This window comes from Nonomuraea sp. NPDC050451, assembly GCF_044458585.1.
Genome location: NZ_JBITHZ010000010.1, coordinates 164,402 through 187,044 on the forward strand (window position 1 = coordinate 164,402; position 22,643 = coordinate 187,044).

The following is a 22,643-nucleotide window of genomic DNA, read 5'->3' on the forward strand; positions in this document are numbered from 1 at the left end:
GTCGATGTAGTCCTGAAGGGGCGCGCTCATTCCGGCGGCGAGGTGCAGCAGCGTGCCCAGCTGTATGGCGCCGGCGGGCTCAGGTCGTCACGCATGCGCCGGCCTCGTTCGGCCCGGGGCAATGGACCGCGGACGGTCGGCCGTACGGGCAGTTCATGGTGAGGAAGGCCGCCTCGTCGTGGTCCGCGCTCGCGTAGCAGCGATCTTGTGCGCGCAGGGGAAGGGCTCTACCACGCCACGTTCACTCGACGTCACAGACGGCGCCCGGCCATCGTGACGCAAGAACCCTGCACCACAGACCGAACCGCGAAGCCGGACCTTTCGGGTACGGCGGGCCAGCACCGTACTGTCACGCCCCCCGGAACGCCGGAAAACCAGCGTCACGCAGCCATACGAAGACTCAAGGGATATTGCTCAGCCGCGCAGACCGCCTTCGGCCCGCTGATCGCCTATGGACCGACCCGCCCTGCGCGGTTATGTTGCGAGGGCGTCAGGCAAGCTGTCAGGCCGACGCCAGGGAGCACCATGACATCATCTGAGAGGACCCGCGCATGTGCGGCATCGCAGGATGGGTGGACTTCGACCGCGACCTGACCGACGAGCGCGCCACCGCCCTCGCCATGACCGAGACCATGAGCTGCCGGGGCCCCGACGACCAGGGCCTCCACCTCGGCCCGCGCGCCGCGCTCGGCAACCGCAGGCTGGCCGTCATCGACATCGAAGGCGGCCACATGCCCATGACGGCAGAGGGACTGGCCGTCATCACCTACAGCGGCGAGGTCTACAACTTCGGTGAGCTGCGCGCCGAACTGGCCGCCAAAGGCCACCGCTTCCGCACCCGGAGTGACACCGAGGTCGTGCTGCACGGCTACCTGGAGTGGGGCGAGGCCGTCGCCGACCGGCTCAACGGCATGTACGCCTTCGCTCTGTGGGACGAGCGCACCCAGGAACTCCTCCTGATCCGCGACCGTATGGGCATCAAGCCCCTCTACTACTACCCCCTCCCCAACGGCGTGCTGTTCGGCTCGGAGCCCAAGGCGATCCTGGCCAATCCGCTGGCCCCGCCCGTGGTGGACCTCGACGGTCTGCGCCAGCTCCTCAGCCTGGCCAGCCTCCGGCAACGGCCCGTCTACAAGGGCATGTACGAACTGCCTCCGGGCCACCTGCTGCGCGTCAGCAGACAGGGCACCCGGCTGCGCCGCTACTGGGCGCTGGACGCCCGCGAGCACACCGACGACCTCGACACCACCGTACGCACGGTGCGTGAGCTGCTCGAAGACATCGTCAGCAGGCAGCTCGTCTCCGATGTCCCGCTCTGCAGCCTGCTGTCCGGCGGCCTTGACTCCAGCATCGTCACCGCGCTGGCCAGCAAGCACGGGCGGATCCGCTCGTTCGCCGTGGACTACGCGGGTTACGCGGAGAACTTCCAGGCCGACGAGCTGCGCGGCGACCCGGACGCGCCGTTCGTGCGGATGCTGGCCGAGCACGTCGGCTCCGACCACACCGACATCGTCCTCGGGCCGGACGAGCTGGCCGACCCGAGGCTGCGCGCCGCCGTCGTACGCGCCTGGGACGTGCCCCACTTCGTCGGCGACATGAACTCATCGCTCTACATGCTGTTCCGCGCGATCCGCGAACACTCCACGGTGGCGTTGTCGGGTGAGTCCGCCGACGAGGTGTTCGGCGGGTACGCCTGGTTCCACCTGCCGCAGGCGGTCCAGGCCGACACCTTCCCGTGGCTGGCCATGGTGATGCGCGAGCATCAGCCGACCGACATCCTGGACACGTCGCTGAAACAGCGGCTCGACATGGACGCCTACACGGCCGACGGCTACCGTACGGCGCTGGGCGAGGTGCCCCACGTGGACGGGCAGGACGACCGCGAGCGGCGCATGCGCGAGATCTGCTACCTGCACCTGACCCGCTTCCTGCCCTTCCTGCTCGACCGCAAGGACCGGATGAGCATGGCCGTCGGGCTGGAGGTGCGGGTGCCGTTCTGCGACCACCGCCTGGTCGAGTACGTCTTCAACACCCCGTGGTCCATGAAGACGTTCGACGGCAGGGAGAAGAGCCTGCTGCGCGCGGCCGGGGCCGACCTGTTGCCCGAGCCGATCCTGCGCCGCGTCAAGGCCCCGTACCCGGTGACCCAGGACCTGGGCTACGAGCAGGCGCTCCGCGCGGCGCTGCGCGAGGTCGCCAGTGACAAGGAGGCCCCGGTACTGCCGCTGCTCGACCGGGCGGCCGTCCGTGAGGCGGTCACGGCCCCGGCCGAGAAGGTGACCACCACGATGACCCGGTTCGGCCTGGAGCTGGCACTGGACCTGAACGTCTGGCTGACCGCCTACGGGGTCCGCCTGGATCTATAGGGGCAGACGGGGCGGATGACATCCAGCGATCATCTGCCGGTCACGCTGTGAGCCGTAGTCATGACCTGGGCATGGAGGAAACAACACACGCGGTTCCGGATGACGACGACTCGAGCGAAACGCCCGATGTCGACCATAGGAGTCTGGTTCGGCAGCGCCATCAGCGACTCGCCGCAGTGAGTTCGAACGTATCTGACCCCGGCGCAGGCGGGTACGTTCGTCCTGTCCGATATTTCACCGCTCGCGAGGACCCGTCATGCAAGCCATCACCGTTCGAGACCGCGCCGCCGGTCTGGCCGGGCTTTCCCTGACGGAAGAGCCATACCCGCACGCCGCCGAGAACGACGTCGTCGTCCGGGTGCATGCCGCAGGGTTCACCCCCGGAGAGCTCGACTGGCCCGGAACATGGTCCGATCGCGCGGGCCGCGACCGGACGCCGAGTGTGCCCGGGCATGAGGTGTCGGGTGTCGTCGCCGAGTTGGGGTACGGAACCACCGGCCTGACCGTCGGTCAGCGGGTGTTCGGGCTGACTGACTGGGCACGCAACGGCTCGCTGGCCGAGTACGTGGCGGTGGAGGCCCGCAACCTCGCGCCGCTGCCGGCCGACGTCGACCACACCGTGGCCGCCGCACTGCCGATCTCGGGGCTGACCGCGTGGCAGGGACTGTTCGACCACGGCCGCCTCGCTGCCGGTCAGACCGTCCTGATCCACGGCGCCGCGGGCGGTGTGGGTTCCATCGCGGTGCAGCTCGCGCGCGAGGCGGGAGCCCGAGTGATCGGCACCGGCAGGGCCGCCGCCAGGGACACGGCACTCGAGCTCGGCGTGGATGCCTTCCTGGACCTGCAGGCCGATCCCCTGGAAGATGCCGGTGAGGTCGACGTGGTGTTCGACGTGATCGGCGGTGACCTCCTGGACCGCTCGGCCGCGCTGGTACGCGCCGGCGGCACGCTCGTCTCCATCGCCTCGCCACCCACGGTTCGGCCCCGAGACGGGCAGGCGATCTTCTTCGTCGTCGAACCCGATCGCGCCCGGCTCGCGGACCTGGCCCAGCGGCTCCGGGACGGACGGCTCCGCCCGATCGTCGGGGCCGTGCTGCCGCTCGCCGAGGCGCCCTCGGCGTTCGCGGCCGGCCGGCGCGCCCCCGGCAAGACGATCATCCGGGTCGCGGCAGGCGGATAGCCGGCTACGTGCGCGGCCGCCGATTTCCGTGGAACCTCCGGGCCGGTTCAGCTGCCGGCCACGGGGTATCGGCTCGTGATAGCGGGGATCCTCACCGTGCCGGTGGAGACCTTCGTGGTCACCGATCGCGCGATCCTCATCGTGGGCCACGGTGAGGCGCAGCGCCTTCGGCGTGGCGGCTTGTGTCACCGCGCGTTTTCGGAGTCTTCCGCGGCCCCACCCGCGATGAGGGCGTCGCCGAGCTCCGAACGCAGATACAGGACCGAGCGGCCGTGGCGTGCGCTGGTGAGCAGGCCGACGTCGCGCAGAGCTCGCAGATGCTGGTTGACGGCCGAGGTGGTGACGCCGAGGCGGCCGGCGAGCTCTGTCGACGACGCCGGCGTCACCAGCGTCGTGAGCAGGCCCGCGCGCGTCGCGCCGAGTAGTTCGGTGAGCGCCGCGGGGGAACGGCGGGACTCCGCCTGCCAGAGCGTTCCGGCGCCGCGCGTGCCGTACATGATCAGAGGCGGCTCTTCCGGTGAGATCGGGGCGGTCACGCCCCTGCTGAAGAGCGTCGGCACCAGGGTGAGCCCTTCTCCGCCGGTGGACCGGCGGTAGCCGGCGTTGCTGACCAGGCGAACGCGTACGACGCCCTCGTACAGGTGGACCCGCTCGTTGAGGTCGGCGAACATCGCCGCCAGACCGTGCGCGGAGATGACCTGTCCGCGGTAGATGATGTCGGCCTGCAGGACCGTCCGCATCCGCGGCCACCACGGCGCGAAGCAGGTGCGCCAGTAGGTCCGCAGCGCCTCCGCGATGCGCGCGCGAACGGTTGCCGGGTCGCCCCGCAACGGTGCGGGCAGCCGCCCGGGATGGAGGGCGCGCAGGTCGTCGAGCATGCGTTCCAGGGGCACGCGCGCGACGGCGGCGAGTTCGTCGTCGATGCGGGTGAGGGGAGCGTGCGGCCGGGGTGTCAGATAGTCGGGCGACCACAGCGCGTCGTTCGTGAGGGCGTGCAGCAGGGGCAGGTCGAGCCGGGATCGAACGTGCTCCGTACGCCGCAGCCAGGGCAGGTGCACGGGATAGCGTCCGGGGTCCCGGAACGTGCGCAGTGACAGTGTGAGCTCGTTGATCGGTGAGGCGGCGAAGCGCACGTCGGCGACGTCCATCCCCGCGAGCTCGTACGCGATGACCCCACCGCTCCGAACAGCGAACATGTAGCCATACGCTACATCATTGGTTTGCCTGCCCCGGGTGCGAGAGAAACGGGGCGTGATCCGAACCTTCTTCCCCGAGGACCGTGTCGGCCGCTCGCTGACTCTCAGCACGATGGCGTTCGCGCTGTCCAGCGGCGTCTTCTACGCCGTCAGCACGCTGTACTTCACGCTTGTCATCGGACTCGGTGCGACGAAGGTGGGCCTGGGGCTGGGCATCGCGGGCGGCGCCGGGGTGCTGGCCTCGTACGCGTCGGGGCGGCTCGCCGACCGGGTCGGCGCGCATCGCGTCATGACGGTGGCGACGGCCCTCAACGGCCTGGCGATGCTCGCCTACACGCTCGCTTCGGATGCCGTCGTGTTCACCCTGGTCGCCTGCCTGGCCGTGGTGATGCGCTCGGCGAGCGGTACGTCGAAGCAGGCGATGCTGGCACGGTGGTACACCGGCCCGGAACGGGTAGTGGTCCGGGCGCGGATGCGCGTGGTCACGAACGTCTTCATCGGCCTGGGCACCCTGGCCGCCGCCGCGGCGCTCCTGACGGGCACCGCCGTGGCGTACCAGGCCGCGATGATCGCCTCCGGAGTCCTGCTGCTGGCGGCCGCGGTGCCGCTGGCACGGCTCGGGTCCCAGGTGCCGGAGCTTCCGGCCCGGATGGTCGCCTCGGCGGAAGGCCAGGCGGCCGACACCCCCGCGGGGGGACCGTCACCGCTCAAGGACCGCACGTATCTGGCGAGCGTGGCGTGCAACGCCGTCGTGGCCGTGCAGTTCGGCCTGCTGACCGTCGGCGTCCCTCTCTGGGTCGCCTCCACCGACGCCCCCACCGCCATCGTGTCTGTGCTGCTCGTCCTCAACACCGTGGTCGTGGCCGTATTCCAGGTGCGTGTCTCGCGTGGCGTCCACGACGTGCGTCGCGCCGGGATCGCCGTCCGGCGCGCGTCGTGGCTGCTTGCGCTCGCGTGCGGGCTGTACGCGCTGGCGGGCTACGGAAACGTGATCACTGCCTGTGTCCTGCTTCTCCTGGCGGGGCTCGCCCACGCCTTCGGCGAGATCCTGGGCGAGGCGGGCGGCTGGGGCATGGCCTTCGAACTGGCCGACCAGCGCAACGCGGGTGCCTACCAGGGCCTCAGCCAGACCGGCTACGCGATCGCCGCCATGGTCTCACCGGTGCTCGTCACCGCCACAGCCATCGAACACGAAACCGTGGGCTGGCTCGCGCTGGCCGCGCTGTTCGTCGCCGGCGGCACCGGCGCCGCGGCAGTCGCCCGAAGGCATCGCCCCAGGGCCACGTCCGTCCCAGACGCACCCGGACCGGTTGGTGCGAGCGCGAAGGCGTGCTGAGACGGGATGCTGGGATCATCCGGCGGGAGCTGGACGCCAGGACGCTCGTCGCGGCGCGCTCCTCGGGCGGCTCGACCTGCGCCTGAACAGACCATCGCCAAGGCTTGAATTCGCCCTCGATAGGCATCGAATCGCTTGGGCAGCGTACTCGAGCGATTCCACTCCGCCTGGCCACGCCGAGGTAAGCGGGCGGGATAGGAGAGACGTCATGATCCGACGACGGTTCGCCGGCGGCATTCTGGCTGCCGGCATGGTGGCCACTGCCACCGCCGCATGTGCTCCCGTAGCAGAGCATGCGACCGGCAAGGTGCAGGGTGCGGCCGAGGTGCCGGTTGCCGTCACGGTTACGCAACCGCCGACCGAGACGCTCTCGATTCTGTTGCAACAGGCGCTTCCCAACGTCAAAGGCAAGACGTTCACCTCGGCGATCGTAGACTTCCCGCCAGGTTCACGTGCGGTGCCGCATCGGCACGGCGACAGTTTTGTGTACGCCTACGTGCTTGGAGGCACCTTCCGTAGCCAGATCAGTGGCGAGCCGGTGGGAACCTTCCATGAGGGTGAGCACTGGGTCGAGCCTCCGGGTGCCCACCATGTGCTCACGGAGAACACCAGCCAGACGAAACCGGCGAAGCTGCTGGTCATCTTCATCTCCAACACAGGAGACAAGATCAAGATCGAGGACCCGCCAGGGTAGTCCATCGGTTGCACAACCACCGGCCCAAGCGGACGACCGCGCTGAGCAGACCACGATGACATCAGGATGCGGCACCGCTCAGCGTGTGCGGCCCGCCGCGCGAGCACCGGAGTATCCGATGTCGTACGACAACCTGCTGATCGTGCTGGCGGTAGCCGCCGGCGTCCCGTTCCTCCTCGCCGCGGTGCCCCGCCTACCCGTACCCGGCCCGGTCCTCGAGATCGTGGCCGGTGTCGTCCTCGGCCCGGCAGTGTTGAACGTGGTGGCGGCGGACACCGTCGTCCAATCATTGTCGATCATCGGTCTGGGCTTCCTCCTGTTCCTGGCCGGACTTGAGATCGACATCCGGCAACTGCGCGGGCCGCAGGCACGGCTGGTCGGCGTCGGCCTCGTCGCCACGGTCGCGCTGGCCGCGATCGTCGGCTTGTTCCTGTACGCAGCGGGGCTGGTCGAGAGCCCACTGCTGATCGGCACCGCTTTGGTGGCCACGTCACTTGGATTGCTGGTTCCCATCTTGAAGGACGCCGGCGCGATCGACCGGCCGGTCGGGCAGGTCACCATCGGCGGAGCCTCGGCCGGTGAGATCAGCGCTGTGGTGCTGCTGTCGCTGTTCTTCTCCGAGCATTCGTCGGGCCCCGGATCCCGGCTGCTGCTGCTCCTCAGCCTTATCGGGCTGGCGGTGCTCATTGTGCTGGCGTCGATGCAGGCGGGGCGCTCCATGTGGCTGTCCCGAGCCGTGGAGATGCTGGCGGACACAAGTGCGCAGGTCCGGGTCCGCCTGTCGATGTTCCTCGTCGTCGGGCTGTCTGCGATGGCCTTGCATCTCGGGTTCGAGGCCATCCTCGGTGCCTTCGTCGCGGGAGCCGTGCTCCGGTTGATCGACCCCGACGCGGAACGGTCCCACCCGCAGTTTCACATCAAGCTCGAGGGGTTGGGCTACGGATTCCTCATCCCGGTGTTCTTCGTGACGAGCGGCATCCAGTTCGATCTCGGCGCCCTGTTCGCCGATGCCGGGACGGTGTCGCTGGTGCCGATGTTCCTGGCCGCGCTTCTCCTGGTTCGCGGACTTCCGGCACTGGCCTACCGCGCTGCCGGTCTCTCGCGCGCGGAGGTCATGGCCAGCGGACTCCTGCAGGCCACATCGCTGCCGGTGATCGTGGCCGCGGCGACGATCGGCCTGAAGCTGGACGCCATCCGTCCGGAGAACGCCGCCGCGCTGGTGGCAGCGGGCCTCCTGTCGGTGGTGGTGTTCCCCTTGATGGCGTTGCGGTTGCTGAGCCGTTCCGACCACCCACGCCGGCGGCGCCGCGGTTCTTACGGCCACCCCGGATAATCGCATCGTCGGCACACCATCCATCCACGCCCCTTCGCAACCCTGCCTGACCTCCGGCGGAGGCTTATCGTTCAATTCCGGCCGGACAGTCAGACCCCGAGAAAACATTCGCCGAGCGGTGCAGCATCTTCGCCCCTTCGACCGTCTGGGACGTGACTACCGAAGGGACTACAAGTGGATGACGAACCCGGCTTCGACGACTTCGTGGCAGAGCAGACGGACGCGCTGCTCCGCTACGGATACGTCCTGACCGGAAACCCTCATGACGCCGCCGACCTGGTCCAGGAAGCTCTGGTACGGCTGTGCGGCGCCTGGCCGAGGGTGAGACTCAAGGACAGCCCGCACAGCTACGTCCGTACCACGATGGCACGGTTACATATCAGCATCTGGCGGCGGCGCAGGCGTGAACACCTCATCGGAGAGCCGCCGGAGCGGGTTCACCACGAAGTCTTCCCTCCCGACGAGGACCAGGGGCTCTGGGAAGAGCTGGCCGCGCTGCCCCGCAGACAGCGTGCCGTACTGGTTCTGCGCTACTACGAACAGCTCAGCGACGCCGAGATCGCCAAGGTGCTCGGCATCTCTCCCGGAACCGTGCGCAGCCAGGCCTTCCGGGGCCTGGACAAGCTGCGTTCCTCCCTCTCCTCCGCACCGGCGACCCACAGGAGCATGCGATGACCGATCTGGAAGACAAGCTGAGGCGCGCCCTGTCCGGGGCGGCGCATCATGCGCCGCAGGCGCCGGCCGGTCTGATCGCGACGGTCAAGACGCGCCATCGCCGGCGGCGGGCACGGACCGCCGCCGTGCGCGCGGCCGCGGCTGTGGTCCTGGTGGCAGGCGGGATGGGCGTGGCGGTGAGAGCCCTGGGCGCGTCGGCCGAGCCGCATCCCGCGGTCAGCGCGACCGGCGAGTCAGAGCCGTCGGCGGACCAGATTCCGCCGCCCATCGAGAAGGTGTGGCCGCAGGCCGTACACAAGATCCCGGCCAAGTTGCCCGACGGCCGCGCGTACTACCCGCAACTCCTCCTCGACGATCGCACGCTGCTCGTCATGACGGGCGTCAGTGACGGAAAGCGTCAGTTCCTGTGGAGCTACGACCTGGGCACCGGCCAGCCCAGGCAGATCGCCGAGATCCCCCCGACGAAGGGATCGGCGATCTTCGCCGACGGCGTCGCCGCCGGTGGCGGCAACATCGTCTGGTGGGCGTCCTACAAGGAGGCGGGCAGCCCGCGGGTCGCCCGGATCTGGACGGTGCCGGCCACCGGCGGCCGGCCTCGGCCGGTGACTGACGTCCCCCTCGGCAACGTCATGAAGCAGGGGCACATCAACGGGCTGACGGTGACGGGCTCGGACGTGGTCTTCGCCTACGAGAAGGGCGGGGTTTACCGGGTGCCACTGAGCGGGGGCTCGCCGCAGCCGGTGAAGGGCGCCGAGCGGCACCACATCCTGCAATGGCCGTGGGTGGGCATCCACCGCGGAAAAGCGATCTTCCGCGAGCTGCTCAATGTCGAGACCGGCGAGCGGCGCGACGCCGTGGTCAAGGCCGACGAGGAGGTCAGGTGCGGCGTCGACCGGTGCGCGGGCGTGGCAGCGCGATACAGGACCGTCAAGGTCAAACGCCCTCGCGACCGCTCCGGCAAGGAGATCATGTGCGGCACTCGCCGGTGTCCGGACACGGCTCGGACCCAAACCATTCTGCGTAGGTTCGTCCGCGATCGCGACGGCTCCCACGAGCGCGAACTGCCGAGCACCTTCCATCCAGGCGATGACGCCGGCCTGGAGCGCTTCTTCAAGATCACGTTGATGGGACAGGGAAACCAGGCCGTCCTGACGCTGTATGACGCCGACACCGGCAGGTCCGCCGATCTCGGCATACGGACGGATGCGAAGGGAAACATGGCGACCCCCGACAGCGGCCTCGACCGCCTGATGACCTACCCGATCAAGAACGAGATGTACGTCCTGGACCTGGCCGCGATCGAGTAGGGGTGCCGTGCTTGCCTCAGGGCTCGACGAGGCCGACCGCGAACGCGTAGTCGTCCAGCGTGAACTGAGTGATGCCCGTGATGCGCAGGGCTTGCACCCGGATGGTGTAGGTGCCCGCGCCCAGGGGGGCGGAGAAACGCTCGAGGGCGTGGGCCCCCTCGGCGCCACCGGGGGTGTCGAACCTGTAGTCCGTGCTCGTGACCGGTTGCAGCTCGGTGGTCGTCCCCGCGGAGTTGATCACGACGATACGCACGGAGCACCATGCACTGGTGTCGCCGGCGCAAAGGGACTCGGCGGTGAAGCGGGCGTCGACGAACCGCGTCGTCCCCGAGGGCACGGTGACGTTGACAGACGCCGTCGGGATGTTCCCCCAGGTTCCGACCGTCTGGGCGGTCCATGGGCTGCTCTCCCCGGCGTAAGACTGAGCGCTGGTCTGCGTGCCGGTCTGGGAACTGGACACGGCGTCGGCGGCGGTGATCGTCAGCGCGAGAGCGCCGGACAGCGCCGCCGCGGCGAACGCGGCCTTGGTGAGTTTGGACAACGGGGTTCCTCTCTGCTCGCGCGAAGCCGTGCGCTCCGCGATGGGTCGTTGCTGGAACCACGCTGACGAGAATTCCGTGGCTGGTGAAGCCCTGGCCGAATCATCCGTACAAGTCCGTACAAGCGCCCGTCCGCCCCTTCCCGCGCCGGCGCGTCGCCCGGCCGGCCGGGCCGCCGCCTCGTGCACGCCGCGCACCGCTTTTCCTCCTGCGAACAGCGGCGCGGCCGCGTCCTGGTCGACGGCATCCCGGAAGGAACCGCGGTGTTCGTGGCCACCCACCCGGTCACCACCAAGCGCCTCCGCAGGGCGGCTGCCCAGCCCGGCGCTGGTCTCACCGCCGCACCGGGCCATGCTGCAGGGCTGCGCCGAGATCCACGCCGCGCTGAAGGAGGGGACGCTGCCGCCGTACCTGCTGGCCACGCCCCTGCCCGCCGACCTGGGGCAGGCGCTGCTGAGACTGCCGCGCGAGGTGGACTCCGGCGTGGTGGCGCGCGCCGGCCGGCTGACCTCCGAGGCGGGTGCCACGCTGGTGCGCCGGCTCGAGGCACGGCCGGAACCCGTGACGAGCGTCGAACGGCCCACCGCGCCCGGCGGCCGTCCACGCCCGCGCGTCCGGCAGGAGCCGACGGGGATGGCGTTCGTGGACGCGCTGTTCTGCGGAGAGTGCGGGCGGTAGCTGAGGGAGTGCCTGCGGCTGCTCGACGTCAAGCCCAGCCCGGTGCTGCAGGCGCGCGGCAGGGCGCCGTCGAGGAGCTGATCCGGCAGCGGGACGAGCGGCGCGGCCACGCCTCAGAGCAGGTGCTGGTGGCGGGTGGCCGCTTCCTGCCGGACTTCGGTGAGGAACAGCTCGGCGTGGCGTTCCTGCCGCCGGTCGTCGTCCGGATCGTGCCAGGAGAAGGCGTGCCGCGTACGCGCGTGGCCGGCGTACTGCAGCCAGCAGCCGTGGATGCCGGTCATGAGGTTGTCGAGCAGGTCGAGGGCCGGGCGGGCGGGGTCGAGGGAGGTGATGGGCAGGCAGACGGAGTCGGGGCCGGGGTGGCGGTGGGGGTGGTCGATGCGGGTCCTGGCCACGAGGCGTTCGGCGGCGGCGATGCGCCGTTTGGCGTCGGTCACGCCGCAGAGGTGCCCCTCGGCGACGTGCAGGGTGTGGCGGATGAGCGGCATGACCGTCTGGCGCGGTGTGGCGCCGAAGCTGATGGCGCTCACGATCTCGACGAGGCTTTCGACGGCGAGGGGCCTGAGGTGGTCGCCCTCGGCCACGACCTGCACCGGATGCTGCCGGACGTGGCGGCCGGTCGTGGCGGCCGCCGCGTGCAGCCAGTGGGCGGCGGCGATGGCGGCCGCGGCGGGGTCGATCTGCGTGATCAGCTCCTCGGAGCCGAAGGGCTGACGGTTGAGGAAGGCGTCCGCCTGGGCGACCTGGAGGGGTGAGGCGTCCTCGCGGCTGAGGGTGACGGCCTGCTGGGCGCGTCCGGAAAGGTCGTCGCGCTCGGCCTGCTCGACGGCCGACAGCTCGGCTGCGACGTCGGCGACGACCTGCGTGGTGAGCTCCGGGCTGTCGAGCGCGCGCAGGGCGCGGCCCGTGCGCTGTGCGATCTCCCCGACCTCGGCGGAGACGGGGACGTCCGCGGAGGCGGTCAGGATCGGGGCCACGGCGGTGAAGGCGTCGCGTTCGCGCTGCCGGTGCCAGCCGAGGCTGCCCGGTCCGTGCTGGTCGGAGATGCTGGCCGGGTGGGTGTAGCAGCGCCAGCAGGCCTGCGACAGCTCGGTCAGGCGGGCGGCCAGGCGCAGGGCGTCCGAGGGGCGGGCCGGGGGAAGAACGGCCACGGTGACCGCGACATCCCCGATGCCGGTGCTCCAGTGGGCGACGAGCGCGTTTCTGGCGTGGTCGACGGCATACCGGGTCACGGCAGCTCCTTGAAGGGGGAGACGCGAATGCATGCCCAGGATGCAGGATGCACCGCTGATCTGGGGGCTGTTTGCGGCTGTTGCAGGTCGCTGATCAGCGCTTTTGTGGCGAGATCAGCAGCAATTTCCTGGGGAGTGCTTGGTCTTACATCCCTCCGTCGAGGCGCATGAAGGCGGCGCCTTGCATGGCCGCGCGAGCGCCGAGGACGTGCCCGTCGCACATCAGCGACTCCGTCCCCACCCGGTCGGTCACCTTCCACGTCACCGGCTCGCCGCACTTCTGGCCGCGCCGGTCGTAGTTCCAGGTACGGCGGCACACCCGGCAGGTGGACACGTTGGCCATGGCGGAGAGCGTGTTGCCGTGTTCGGGACAAACGCCCCACGGGAAGGCGCACGTCGACTCGGCCAGGGCTCGATACTGGGCCAGGTCCCCGGCTGCGCGCAGCAGGTCCTCGCCCGCTCTCTTCAGCCATTCGGCGGCGTGGTGCGCCGCCTGGAGATGGGCGCGTTCGGGCGAATCGGCGGGCAGGCCGGCGTACAGGGCACGGGCCTCTGCCTCGAGTGCGTCGGCGCGGCCGGCCAGGTCGCGCAACTGGGCGGGAGTAATGTTCATCGCTGAAGATTCTTCCCTGTTTGCACGTCGAGTGCGCAGCCCACAATGCACGGGGCGTCAGGGGCGGCTGGCGATGGTCAGGAGGGTCGAGGCGGAGCCCGTCAGGGAGCGGCCGCGGCGCCAGACCGCGCGCAGGTTCCTGACCAGGTTGAGGCCCGCCAGCGGCACCTCGACGAGGCGGCCGGTGGCCAGCTCGGCCTCGACCGCGTACCAGCTGAGCACCGCCGGGGCCGCGCCCGCCTGGGCGGCGCCCTTGACGGCCGAGTTCGACCCGAGCTCCAGGCGTGGGCTGGCCTGGTGGAGCCCGGCGAAGGCGACGTCCAGGGTCTCGCGGGTGCCCGAGCCGCGCTCACGTACGACCAGCGGGGTAGCGGCCAGCTCGGCGCCCCTGAGCACCGTACGGCGGCGCGCCCACGGGTGGCCCGGCGCCACCACGACGACGAGCCTGTCGGTGCCCACCACCCGGCTGGCCAGCCCGTCCGGCACGTTGGGCCCCTCCACGAACCCCAGCTCCACGCCCCCGCTGCCCGACAGCACCAGCGCCGCCACGTCGGCGGAGTTCAGCACGTCCAGGCCGATCTGGACCCCCGCCTCGCGGCTCTGGAACTCCCCGAGCCAGCGCGGCACCAGGTACTCGGCCACCGTCATGCTGGAGGCCACCCGCAGATGCGCCGCCTCGCCGTGGCGGACGGCCTCGGCGGCCCGCATGAGCTCCTGCGCCGCCGCCAGCACCTGCGCGGCCCAGCCCGCCACCATCTTGCCCTCGGCGGTGAGCGTGGAGCCGCGCGGCGTCCGCTCCAGCAGCGGCAGGCCGAGCCGCCGCTCCAGCTGGGCGATGCGCTTGCTCGCCGACGGCTGCGCGATGCCCGCCAGCTTGGCCGCCTGCCCGAGGCTGCCGAGCTCGCCCACGTCCACGAGGAGCTTGAGGGAGTCGAGATCGGGCAGCGCAGTCATAGCCATAGGCTATGACCTCCCAGGCAATGCGCGGCTACCGGCCCTGTCGATGGCCCCGAAGACTGGGATCATGCTTCCCACCCCCTCCAAGACGTCCTGCCTGCCGGGCATCGCGGCGTGCGCGTTGGCGACGGCGGCCGCCCTGGTCGTCAACCGGTTCGTGCCGGGGCTCAGCCCCGCCACCGCCGCGGTGGCCCTGGGGGCGGCGCTGGCCAGCGCCGGGGTGATCCGCGCGCCGCTGCGCCCCGGGCTGCTGTTCGTCTCCAGGCGGGTGCTGCGCGCGGCGATCGTGCTGCTCGGGCTGCAGATCGCGGTGCCGCAGGTGCTCGCGCTCGGGTGGCAGGCGCTCGCGGTCGTCGCCGCCGCCACGGGGCTCACGTTCGTGCTCACGCCGCCGGCGGGCCGCCGCCTCGGCCTTTCCCCCGGTACGTCGCTGCTGGTCGCCACCGGCGTGTCGATCTGCGGGGCGGCGGCGATCGCGGCCATGCACGACAGCGCCGACAGCTCGGACGAGGACGCCGCGGGCGCGCTGAGCGTGGTGGTGCTCTACGGCAGCGCGGCCATCGTGGTGCTGCCGCTGCTGGCGTCCTGGCTGGGGCTGTCGCACGGGCAGCTCGGGATGTGGGCGGGCGCGGCCGTGCACGAGGTCGCCCAGGTGGCGGCGATCGGCGCGGCCTCTGGCGTGCTCGCGACGGCGGTGACGGTCAAGCTCGCCCGGGTCGTGCTGCTCGCCCCCGTCGTCGCCATGACCACGTCCCTGCGCCGCCCCCGCAGTGTCCCGGCGGGGACAGCAGCGGCCGTCCCCGCCGGGACCGCAGCGGCCGCCCCCGCTGGGACGGCGGTGGCTGTGCCCGCCGGGCGTGGCACCACCCTCACCCGCCCGGTGGCACCGCCTGCCGCAGTTCCCGGGAAGAGGCCGCCGATCGTGCCGTTGTTCGTGGCCGGGTTCCTGGCGATGGTGGCGGTACGGAGCACGGGGCTGCTGCCGCCGGTGGTGACCGCGAACGTGCCGGCGGTCACGAACGCGCTGATGGCGGCCGCCCTGTTCGCCCTCGGCACGGGGATCGACCTGCGGAAGCTGCTCAAGGGCGGACGGGTCATGCTGCTCGGCGGCATCGCCACCGGCCTCATCGCGACGATCTCGCTGGCGGGGGTGTGGCTGATCGGGTGACGAGGTCGCCATGATGGGTGCCGTGCTGACACGAATGTTGTTGACGGTCGGTCTGGTCGCGGTCCCGCCCCCGGCGAATCAGCCGGTCTGGGAACTGGTCCGGATGCACAATTTCGGCGGCTGCGACTCGATGTCGGCGGTCGTCCCGCTGAGCCGGAGCGACGTCTGGGTGTTCGGCCAGAGCGAGCCCGTCGACGACGAATGCGCGGGGACCGCCCGTCCGGTGGCCCAGCACTGGAACGGCCGAGCCTGGCGGGCCGCCGAACTGCCCGGACGCCACTACGGCGCCATCGGCTCGGCGGGCGCGTCCTCACCGGACAACGTGTGGGCCTTCACCACGAGCGACACCGGCGAGTCCGCCGCCCTCCGCTACGACGGCCGTCGCTGGACGGACGCGGGCAGATCCGCCATGGGACCCAACCCCAACCTCAGCCACGGTCTGGTGCTCGGCCGCCACCACGTCTGGGCCTTCGGCTCGGACGTCCACTCGGCGTCCTGGTTCTGGAACGGCCGCACCTGGCACCGGCGAGCGCCAAGGGACGTCAGCCGGACCAGTGTCGTGTCCCAGAAGGACGTCTGGGCGATCGGCTGTTGCGAGGTCACCCACTTCGACGGCAAGGCCTGGAAGAAGGCCGCATTCCCCGCTGGCCGCGACAAGGGGACCACCAGCCTGACCGGCGTGCTCGCGGTGGCCAAGAACGATGTCTGGGTCTTCGGCGACACCGGTGAGCGGGTGCTGGCCGCGCATTTCGACGGCCGCGCCTGGTCGCCGGTCGACGTCCCTGTTCCCGCTCCGGCGGCATCCGGGTGGCGCCTCGGTGACGCGGTCGCGGACGGCCGGGGCGGCTTCCGGGTGATCGCGTACCCGCCGGATGACACGAGCTCCCGCGTGCTGTCCCGCTCGGCGGCGGGGCAGTGGTCGGCGAGCACCCCTCAGGTCGCCGGCAAAGTGATCAAGCTGTGGGACCTGGCGCTCGTCCCCGGCACCACGGAGGTCTGGGCCGCGGGCACCGTGCGGCAGAGCGAGACCGACTCCACCTCCGCGGTCTTCGCCCTCAGATAGGTGACGCCAGGGGCCGAGGAGGCTCGGCCCCTGGCCCGCCGGTCACGAATACCACTCGTAATGGACGTTGGTCTTGGTCTCGGTGTTGAAGTCGATCTCGCCGTCGAGGTAGCGGTTCCACATGGTGGAGAGTTTCGACGACCGTACGGTGCACCCGGCCCAGCGGACTCCCTTGGGACGGATGCTGCCGACGTAGTCGTAGCAGGTTCCGACCTTCTTGCCGTTGACCCAGAGCCGGGCGTTCAGGCTGACGTCGTAGAGCTTCAGGCGAGTGACGCTCTTGATCCGCACCTTGATGCGGCAGGTGTCCTCGCACTTACCGAAGTAGATCTTGTAGTCGAGCAGATGTGGACGGGCCGCCGTGCCCGATGCCGAGGCCGCCGTCGGAGTCACCGCGATGACCCCGGTCGCGACGGTGGCGGCTAAGAGCATGCCGACAAGACTCCTGGTCATGTTTCCCCCATGGCCATGAACAGCCGCTTCCCCCGTTGAAAGCGGCGCACTCCCTTCCGATTAACCATCAGGAAAGTGGAATGGTCAACATTTGTCCGCATTTGTACGGAGATTGTGATCTCGGTGGATACGGGTGCCTCTTGATCGCGAATATGGGACGTTTTTGTCCGGTCTGCTGGTGCTGTCGGGGGATAAGTGAATCAGCCGTTGGTGGAGGACGATCCACGGCGGCTGGAGCCGTACGACATCGTCGGCCGCCTCGCGCGAGGTGGAGCCGGCCCAGCGCGTGGCCAGGTTCTCCACCGCGCCCGTGCTCCACGCCGACCTGGCGGGCCGGCGGCCGTACATCGTCAGCGAGTACGTGCCCGGCCCCTCCCCGCACGACCTGGTCACCGTCGAGGGGCCGCGCCGCGCTCGACCGGGTGGCGATCAGCACCGCCACCGCGCCGGCCGCCATCCACCGTGCCGGGATCCTGCACGGGGACTTCGAGCCCGGCAACATCCTGATGGGACCGGAGGGTCCCGTCGTGATCGACTCCGGCGTCGCACGAGCCCCGGACGCGCCGGACCCGACCTCGGCGCCCGTCCCCAAGCCGACCCGCACCAAGAAGACCGCGAGCGCCCCGGTGAGCGACGACTCAGGGGCGGGCCCGACCTCCGGCCCGAGCTCCGGAGGTCCCCCGGAGACCACCGCCGCGCCCGAGCCGGCGCAGCCGTCGCCCACTCTCCGGAATCCCTTCACCTGCATTCCGTCGATGTGCTGACCGGATCTCACAGCCGCAGGAGCCGCTGCGCGTTCGTACGGCCGATCTTGACGAGGTCGTTCTCGTTCAGCTCCAGCCCGTCGAACCAGGCGGCGGCCTCGCGCATGTCCTCGAACGGGTAGTCGGCGGAGAACAGCAGCCGGTCGGCGCCCACCTCCTGGATCGTGTTGAGCAGCGCGGGCGTGCGGAAGTTGCCGCTGGTGGTGAGGTAGAAGTTGGTCCGCAGGTAGTGGCCGAACGGGTGCCGCACGTCGAGGCCGCGGGGCGCGACGGCGAGCCGGTGGTCGGTACGCCAGATGTTGAACGGCAGCAGCTCGCCCAGATGGCCGAGGATCACCGTGATGCCGGGGCGGCGGTCGAACAGGCCGCTGCCCATGAGCCGCAGCGCGTGCGTCCCGGTCTCGACCGAGAACGCCCATGCCGAGCCGTACAGCCAGGGATGGCCCTCGTACTGGGGGCTCGTGGCCTGCAGCGGGTCGCGCGGGTGCAGGTAGACGGGCACGTCCAGCTCTTCGACGGCCGCCCAGAAGCCCGCGTACCGCGGGTCGTCGAGGTAGACCACCGTGTGCTCGTCGCCGACCTGCGAGAACCCGTTGATCAGCGCGCCGACCAGCCCCAGCTCGGTGACCGCGCGCCGGAGCTCGGTCACGGCCGCGTCGGGGTCCTGCATGGGCAGCGCGGCGAAGGAGGCGAACCGGTCGGGCCGCCGGGCGACCTGCTCGGCCGCGTGGTCGTTGAGGCGGCATGCCCACTCGACCGCCTTCTTCGCCTCGTGCAGCGACTGGATCCCCGGCGAGAGCAGGGACAGCACGGCCTTCTCGATGCCGCATTCGTCCATGATCCGCAGCCGTGCCCCATGGATGTCCAGCAGCATGTCGCGGTGCGCGGGCCAGGCGTCGGCCGTGAAGTGCGTCGCCGACTGCTCGACGATGTCCGGGTCGGTGGCCCCGAAGTGCTCTTCGAGGGCGATCTTGTCCACCACTGACGTCCTCCTCGATCGAGAGAAGCGGGATGGCCGGACGACAGCGTACGTGCGCGGCCTTCACCCCGCGAGAGCCGTCACGGCGGGGACGCGGGCGCCGGCTCTGTGCTCCCGGACCCCCAGCAGGAGGATCAGGCCGAGCAGCGGCCCCGCGGCGAGCGTGGCGAAGGCCCAGAAGAACGAGTGGGTCGCCTGGAACACCGCGCCGAGCACGACGGGCACGATCGTGCTGCCGAGCTGCCAGAACGCGTTCGTCGCACCGGCCGCCGACCCGGCGAGCCGGACCCCGGCGAGCTCCGGGATCAGCGCGATCATCAGCGGGCTGTACACGTACGCCGCGACCCCGAGGAACGGCGCCACCCACAGGAACCCGCTCAGGCTGTCGCGGGTGCCGAACACCAGCAGCGTCACGACGAAAGCGGCGAGCACGGCGACGGCCGGGAGCTTGCGCCGGCCGCCGAACAGATCGGACACCATGCCCATGAACGGCTTCGCCGCGATGGCGGTGCCGCCGAAGATCGCGACCACGGTGCCGGCCTGCACGGGGGTGAGGTGGCTGCCCTTGATCATCAGCGCGTTGGACCAGGTGACGAAGCCGTACGTGCCCCACAGCGCGCCGAACCCGGCCAGGCCGAGCAGCCACAGGTCCCGGTCGCGGGCCAGCGGGCGCAGGTCAGGCACCGCGCGGGCGACGTGCGCGGCCTTGGTGCCGCGCAGCAGGACGAGGCACAGGACCGCGACGACCATCGAGGCCGCACCGAACACCTGGTACGACGTACGCCACCCGGACGCGGCGATGAGGCCAGGGACGACCGCGTTCGCGATCACCGTGCCCAGCGAGGTGGCCGTCATGAACACGCCCATGGCGAAGCCGCGGTCCTTGGGCGGGAACCACTGGGAGATGAGCTTGACCCCGGCCGAGTAGTCGCACCCGGCGAACACCCCGACCCCGGCCTGGAACGCGATGCCCATCGCCACGGAGTCCGTCTCACCGAACAGGATCATGAACCCGCCGGCGAGGAAGAGCGAGCAGCCGACGACCACCCGGGGGCCGAGCCAGTCGGTCAGCACGCCGCCCGCGGCGTTGGAGACGACGTAACCGACGTAGTAGCCGGTGGCGAAGACGCCGAGTCCGGCCAGCGACACGCCGAGGTGCTCGCCCACCGCCACCGAGGCCGGGCCCCAGGTGGACCGGTCCACGGCGGTCATCGTGAACGACGCCCAGGCCAGCGCCAGCACCACCCAGCGGTACGGGCGGCGGACGACGGGCGGCTCCGCGGCGAGACTCATGATGAACAAGGAATCACATGGAGTCGATGCGATTCACCGAAATCAAGGGTCCGGCAAAATTGTGGCTTCCATTGGCAAAAATGGTGCGGGACGCCTTTTGTTGGGAAATGAGAATGCGGCGCCGGATGGCTGTGCCGGGAAAGCGGGTCAGGAATACTCTGGGGGGTGGAGGCTTGGCGCCGTTCGGTGTCTCACGGGAGTGGCAGGGCCCCTCATGACGTTTTTGTTGGATAAATCCACCTTCATTGGGCGAAGGTGGGAACTGTCGGCGGCGCGTAAGGCGCTGTCCAGCACGCGGCTGCTCACCCTGACCGGCCCCGGCGGGGTCGGCAAGACCCGGCTGGCCCTCAGGATCGCGGAGAACCTGCGGAACAAGTACCGGGACGGCGTCGAGGTGATCGAGCTGGCCACCCTGGAGACCGGCGAGCTGCTGGAGCCGACGGTGGTCGCGGCCCTGGGGCTGCGCCAAGCGCACCCCGATCCCATGGGGCTGCTGGTGGAGCACCTGTCCAACCGGCGCATGCTGCTGGTCCTGGACAACTGCGAGCACCTGGACCTGCTCTGCGCGCACTTCGTGGAACGGCTGCTGCACGCCACGCCCCGCCTGCAGGTGCTGGTGACCAGCAGGCACTCGCTGGGCGTGCACGGCGAGCAGGTGCTCCCGGTCCCGCCGCTGTCCGTACCCGGGCCTGTCCCCGCGCTCCACGAGGTCCAGGCCGGCCCGGCGCTCCCCGAGGAGACGCGGGCCGGCCCGCTGACGCCCAGCCGCACCGTACGGGAGGCCGCCAGACACGACTCAGTGCGCCTTTTCGTGGAGCGCGCGGCGCACGTCGTGCCGGGCTTCTCCCTGAGCGCGGGCAACCTCGCCTGCGTGGTGCGGCTGGTGCGGCGGCTGGAGGGGATCCCGCTGGCCATCGAGCTGGCCGCGGCGCGGCTGCGCACCCTGCCGCTGGAGGAGCTGGCGTACGAGCTGGAGCAGCGCTTCGACGTGCTGGAGGCCGGCGGCCCCATGACCCTGCCGCGGCACCAGACGCTGCGGGCGACCATCCAATGGAGCTTCCAGCTGTGTTCGCCCGAGGAGCGGCGGCTGTGGGCCCGGCTGTCGATGTTCGCCGGAGGGGTCGATCTCGACACCGCGGAGACGGTGTGCTCGGGCGAGGGCATCGATCCGGTCGATGTGCTCGACCTCCTGGCCGGGCTGGTGGACAAGTCGGTCCTGTGCCGGGGCGGGCTCGGCTTCCGCATGCTGGAGAGCCTGCGCGCGTACGGCTGCGAGCAGCTGACGCCCGCCGAGCGGCAATGGCTGCGCAGGCGCTTCGTCGGCCACTACCGCGAGCTGACGGAGACGCACCGGACCGACCAACTGGTGCCCGACCAGCTGGACCGATACCTGGCCCTGCGCCAGGAGCTGCCCAACGTCCGCGTCGCGCTCCAGACGTGCCTGAACGAACCGGCGCTGGCGCCCCTGGGCCTGGGCACCGCGTCCGCGCTGTGGTGCTTCTGGGTGCTCGCCGGCGCGCTCACCGAGGGCCGCTACTGGATCGAACGCGGCCTGGGGCTGGTGCCGGAGCCGGGCCGGACCCGGGCGACGGCGCTCTGGGTGGACAGCATGCTCGCCCTGCGCCAGGGAGACCTCGACGCGGCGATACCGCGGCTGGAGGAGTGCCGCGAGCTCGCCGCCAGGCTGGGATACGAGGACCTCGTGCCGTACGCCGTACGGACCGCGGGCGTGGCCGCCTGCACCGCCGGCGACACCCGGGGCGGTCTCGCGCTGCTGCGCGAGTCGATGGCCCTCCACCGGGCCAGGAACGACCTGGACGGGCTCATGTTCAACCTCTACTTCGCGGCCGCGTACGGATCGACCGAGGATCCCGGCCTGGCCGCGGAGTTCGGCGAGGAGCTGCTGGCCCTGAGCGAGGCCCACCATGCGCTGGTGTCACGCGCGTACGCCCAGTTCGCGCTCGGCGTGGCGCGGTGGAACCTGGGCGACTACGAGCAGGCCGAGGCGCTCCTGACGGCGGCCGCGCAGTTCACCGGTGAGGTGGACGACCGCTGGTGCCTGACCCAGTGCCTGGAAGTGCTGGCCTGGATCGCCGGCGCCCGCGAGGAGCACGAGAGAGCCGCCGAGCTCCTCGGAGCCGCGCACGCGTTGTGGCAGGCGGCGGGCGCCTCACCCGAACGGCTCTGCTACCACGCCGCCTGGCACGAACGCTGCGCGCGGCAGGCCCGCCACGCCCTCGGGAAACCGGCGTTCACGTCCGCTTTCCGCCACGGGGCGAAGCTCGGCGTCGACCGCGCCGTGACTTACGCGGTACGGCCTCTGGAGGCCCAACCGGAGTTGCGGCACTTGTCCTGAGCATTCATCGGGATCTCGAACCAGAAGGCATTGCCCGCGGCACCCCAGCAACAGGCCAGCCGCCGGAACACCTGCAGATCGTGCGGCGTCGGCGTGTCGTCCGCGTCCTCCGGTTCGACCTCGCAGCGCAGCACGCCGTCGGTGGCCCAGACGGTCAGCCGGTACGCCCCGCGCGCGTGGTAGTCCCCATCCATGATCAGCTGGTCCACCAGCAGCTCGGCGGCCTCTGCCAGTCCGTCGAGCCCCCATGAGGCCAGCCGGGCATGGATGAGAGGCCGCGCCTGCATGTCCGATGACAGCGACCAAGAGGCGATCCGCTCGCCCGGCACCTGGCTCTCGTCGGCGCCCAGGGCCCTGGACTTGATCCAGTCCCAGGCCCGGCTCAGGGCGCCCAGGTCGAGATGGTGCCCGGCGCTCTGATTCATCAAGGCGTAGTCGTTCATGCGGCACTCCCACCTGCG

At 70.6% G+C, this 22,643-nt stretch carries 21 protein-coding genes; 12 read left to right on the forward strand and 9 right to left on the reverse strand.

Translation table 11 applies throughout. The features are described 5' to 3' along the window. Window positions 1–551 precede the first annotated feature (551 nt). Together asnB and ACIBI9_RS29475 are read left to right on the forward strand one after the other, a co-directional pair. On the forward strand, window positions 552–2,366 hold the full coding sequence (asnB, locus tag ACIBI9_RS29470; RefSeq protein ID WP_397226391.1) for an asparagine synthase (glutamine-hydrolyzing): 1,815 nt from the start codon (window positions 552–554) through the stop codon (window positions 2,364–2,366). A 256-nt stretch (window positions 2,367–2,622) separates the two neighbouring features. Continuing rightward, window positions 2,623–3,546 carry an NADP-dependent oxidoreductase gene (locus ACIBI9_RS29475; RefSeq protein WP_397226393.1) on the forward strand — a complete coding sequence of 308 codons (924 nt, stop codon included), beginning with the start codon at window positions 2,623–2,625 and terminating at the stop codon, window positions 3,544–3,546. A 185-nt stretch (window positions 3,547–3,731) separates the two neighbouring features. On the opposite strand, the gene ACIBI9_RS29480 is transcribed toward ACIBI9_RS29475, so the two are convergent. After that, a complete protein-coding gene (locus ACIBI9_RS29480) occupies window positions 3,732–4,742 on the reverse strand; it encodes a DUF5937 family protein (RefSeq protein ID WP_397226395.1) in 1,011 nt (336 codons plus the stop codon). Between the two features lie 55 nt (window positions 4,743–4,797). Between ACIBI9_RS29480 and ACIBI9_RS29485 the strand changes: the two genes are divergently transcribed. The 5 genes from ACIBI9_RS29485 to ACIBI9_RS29505 all read left to right on the forward strand — a co-directional run bounded on the left by ACIBI9_RS29485 (window position 4,798) and on the right by ACIBI9_RS29505 (window position 10,087). After that, window positions 4,798–6,078 carry an MFS transporter gene (locus tag ACIBI9_RS29485; protein ID WP_397226397.1) on the forward strand — a complete coding sequence of 427 codons (1,281 nt, stop codon included), beginning with the start codon at window positions 4,798–4,800 and terminating at the stop codon, window positions 6,076–6,078. Window positions 6,079–6,286: 208 nt separating this feature from the next. Further along, window positions 6,287–6,772, forward strand: coding sequence for a cupin domain-containing protein (locus tag ACIBI9_RS29490; RefSeq protein ID WP_397226399.1), 486 nt, complete (start codon window positions 6,287–6,289; stop codon window positions 6,770–6,772). Between the two features lie 118 nt (window positions 6,773–6,890). Next, on the forward strand, window positions 6,891–8,105 hold the full coding sequence (locus ACIBI9_RS29495) for a cation:proton antiporter (protein ID WP_397226401.1): 1,215 nt from the start codon (window positions 6,891–6,893) through the stop codon (window positions 8,103–8,105). Between the two features lie 174 nt (window positions 8,106–8,279). Next, window positions 8,280–8,780, forward strand: coding sequence for a SigE family RNA polymerase sigma factor (locus ACIBI9_RS29500; RefSeq protein WP_397226403.1), 501 nt, complete (start codon window positions 8,280–8,282; stop codon window positions 8,778–8,780). Then, a complete protein-coding gene (locus ACIBI9_RS29505) occupies window positions 8,777–10,087 on the forward strand; it encodes a TolB family protein (RefSeq protein WP_397226404.1) in 1,311 nt (436 codons plus the stop codon). Before ACIBI9_RS29500 ends, ACIBI9_RS29505 begins: the two co-directional genes overlap by 4 nt. Window positions 10,088–10,103: 16 nt before the next feature. On the opposite strand, the gene ACIBI9_RS29510 is transcribed toward ACIBI9_RS29505, so the two are convergent. Further along, window positions 10,104–10,628, reverse strand: coding sequence for a hypothetical protein (locus tag ACIBI9_RS29510; RefSeq protein WP_397226406.1), 525 nt, complete (start codon window positions 10,626–10,628; stop codon window positions 10,104–10,106). A gap of 349 nt (window positions 10,629–10,977) precedes the next feature. On the opposite strand from ACIBI9_RS29510, the gene ACIBI9_RS29515 reads away from it, so the two are divergent. Next, the gene (locus ACIBI9_RS29515) at window positions 10,978–11,304 is read left to right on the forward strand and encodes a hypothetical protein (protein WP_397226408.1); all 327 of its coding nucleotides are present in this window, start codon (window positions 10,978–10,980) and stop codon (window positions 11,302–11,304) included. A gap of 113 nt (window positions 11,305–11,417) precedes the next feature. On the opposite strand, the gene ACIBI9_RS29520 is transcribed toward ACIBI9_RS29515, so the two are convergent. From ACIBI9_RS29520 to ACIBI9_RS29530, 3 genes are all read right to left on the reverse strand, one after another. Next, window positions 11,418–12,536, reverse strand: coding sequence for a hypothetical protein (locus ACIBI9_RS29520; RefSeq protein ID WP_397226410.1), 1,119 nt, complete (start codon window positions 12,534–12,536; stop codon window positions 11,418–11,420). A 145-nt stretch (window positions 12,537–12,681) separates the two neighbouring features. Further along, window positions 12,682–13,149 carry a hypothetical protein gene (locus ACIBI9_RS29525; protein WP_397226412.1) on the reverse strand — a complete coding sequence of 156 codons (468 nt, stop codon included), beginning with the start codon at window positions 13,147–13,149 and terminating at the stop codon, window positions 12,682–12,684. Between the two features lie 57 nt (window positions 13,150–13,206). Then, window positions 13,207–14,103 carry a LysR family transcriptional regulator gene (locus ACIBI9_RS29530; protein ID WP_397226414.1) on the reverse strand — a complete coding sequence of 299 codons (897 nt, stop codon included), beginning with the start codon at window positions 14,101–14,103 and terminating at the stop codon, window positions 13,207–13,209. Between the two features lie 70 nt (window positions 14,104–14,173). Here ACIBI9_RS29530 and ACIBI9_RS29535 point away from each other — a divergent pair, with 70 nt between their 5' ends. Together ACIBI9_RS29535 and ACIBI9_RS29540 are read left to right on the forward strand one after the other, a co-directional pair. Then, complete coding sequence (locus ACIBI9_RS29535) at window positions 14,174–15,274, forward strand: YeiH family protein (protein WP_397226416.1); 1,101 nt, start codon at window positions 14,174–14,176, stop codon at window positions 15,272–15,274. 22 nt (window positions 15,275–15,296) lie between these two features. After that, window positions 15,297–16,337 (forward strand): hypothetical protein, encoded by a 1,041-nt coding sequence (locus tag ACIBI9_RS29540; RefSeq protein ID WP_397226418.1) that lies wholly within the window; start codon window positions 15,297–15,299, stop codon window positions 16,335–16,337. Between the two features lie 42 nt (window positions 16,338–16,379). Here ACIBI9_RS29540 and ACIBI9_RS29545 read toward each other — a convergent pair whose 3' ends face one another. Beyond that, window positions 16,380–16,790, reverse strand: a complete 411-nt coding sequence (locus ACIBI9_RS29545; protein WP_394495262.1) for a hypothetical protein — start codon at window positions 16,788–16,790, stop codon at window positions 16,380–16,382. 422 nt (window positions 16,791–17,212) lie between these two features. Here ACIBI9_RS29545 and ACIBI9_RS29550 point away from each other — a divergent pair, with 422 nt between their 5' ends. Continuing rightward, window positions 17,213–17,554 carry a hypothetical protein gene (locus ACIBI9_RS29550; protein WP_397226420.1) on the forward strand — a complete coding sequence of 114 codons (342 nt, stop codon included), beginning with the start codon at window positions 17,213–17,215 and terminating at the stop codon, window positions 17,552–17,554. A 7-nt stretch (window positions 17,555–17,561) separates the two neighbouring features. Here ACIBI9_RS29550 and ACIBI9_RS29555 read toward each other — a convergent pair whose 3' ends face one another. Together ACIBI9_RS29555 and ACIBI9_RS29560 are read right to left on the reverse strand one after the other, a co-directional pair. Then, window positions 17,562–18,536 (reverse strand): amidohydrolase family protein, encoded by a 975-nt coding sequence (locus ACIBI9_RS29555; RefSeq protein WP_397226422.1) that lies wholly within the window; start codon window positions 18,534–18,536, stop codon window positions 17,562–17,564. 60 nt (window positions 18,537–18,596) lie between these two features. Then, window positions 18,597–19,826, reverse strand: coding sequence for an MFS transporter (locus tag ACIBI9_RS29560; protein ID WP_397226424.1), 1,230 nt, complete (start codon window positions 19,824–19,826; stop codon window positions 18,597–18,599). 214 nt (window positions 19,827–20,040) lie between these two features. On the opposite strand from ACIBI9_RS29560, the gene ACIBI9_RS29565 reads away from it, so the two are divergent. Continuing rightward, on the forward strand, window positions 20,041–22,182 hold the full coding sequence (locus ACIBI9_RS29565) for an ATP-binding protein (RefSeq protein WP_397226426.1): 2,142 nt from the start codon (window positions 20,041–20,043) through the stop codon (window positions 22,180–22,182). Here ACIBI9_RS29565 and ACIBI9_RS29570 read toward each other — a convergent pair. Beyond that, window positions 22,131–22,625 (reverse strand): hypothetical protein, encoded by a 495-nt coding sequence (locus ACIBI9_RS29570; protein WP_397226428.1) that lies wholly within the window; start codon window positions 22,623–22,625, stop codon window positions 22,131–22,133. The genes ACIBI9_RS29565 and ACIBI9_RS29570 overlap by 52 nt on opposite strands. Window positions 22,626–22,643: the final 18 nt, after the last annotated feature.

Coding starts and splice junctions, on each gene's coding strand:
- ACIBI9_RS29475 (WP_397226393.1), top strand. CDS start 2,623: ATGCAAGCCATCACCGTTCGAGACCGCGCCGCCGGTCTGGCCGGGCTT.
- ACIBI9_RS29570 (WP_397226428.1), bottom strand. CDS start 22,625: ATGAACGACTACGCCTTGATGAATCAGAGCGCCGGGCACCATCTCGAC.
- ACIBI9_RS29565 (WP_397226426.1), top strand. CDS start 20,041: ATGACGTTTTTGTTGGATAAATCCACCTTCATTGGGCGAAGGTGGGAA.
- ACIBI9_RS29535 (WP_397226416.1), top strand. CDS start 14,174: ATGCTTCCCACCCCCTCCAAGACGTCCTGCCTGCCGGGCATCGCGGCG.
- ACIBI9_RS29490 (WP_397226399.1), top strand. CDS start 6,287: ATGATCCGACGACGGTTCGCCGGCGGCATTCTGGCTGCCGGCATGGTG.
- ACIBI9_RS29530 (WP_397226414.1), bottom strand. CDS start 14,103: ATGACTGCGCTGCCCGATCTCGACTCCCTCAAGCTCCTCGTGGACGTG.
- ACIBI9_RS29560 (WP_397226424.1), bottom strand. CDS start 19,826: ATGAGTCTCGCCGCGGAGCCGCCCGTCGTCCGCCGCCCGTACCGCTGG.
- ACIBI9_RS29505 (WP_397226404.1), top strand. CDS start 8,777: ATGACCGATCTGGAAGACAAGCTGAGGCGCGCCCTGTCCGGGGCGGCG.
- ACIBI9_RS29495 (WP_397226401.1), top strand. CDS start 6,891: ATGTCGTACGACAACCTGCTGATCGTGCTGGCGGTAGCCGCCGGCGTC.
- ACIBI9_RS29545 (WP_394495262.1), bottom strand. CDS start 16,790: ATGACCAGGAGTCTTGTCGGCATGCTCTTAGCCGCCACCGTCGCGACC.
- ACIBI9_RS29480 (WP_397226395.1), bottom strand. CDS start 4,742: ATGTTCGCTGTTCGGAGCGGTGGGGTCATCGCGTACGAGCTCGCGGGG.
- ACIBI9_RS29515 (WP_397226408.1), top strand. CDS start 10,978: ATGCTGCAGGGCTGCGCCGAGATCCACGCCGCGCTGAAGGAGGGGACG.
- asnB (WP_397226391.1), top strand. CDS start 552: ATGTGCGGCATCGCAGGATGGGTGGACTTCGACCGCGACCTGACCGAC.
- ACIBI9_RS29525 (WP_397226412.1), bottom strand. CDS start 13,149: ATGAACATTACTCCCGCCCAGTTGCGCGACCTGGCCGGCCGCGCCGAC.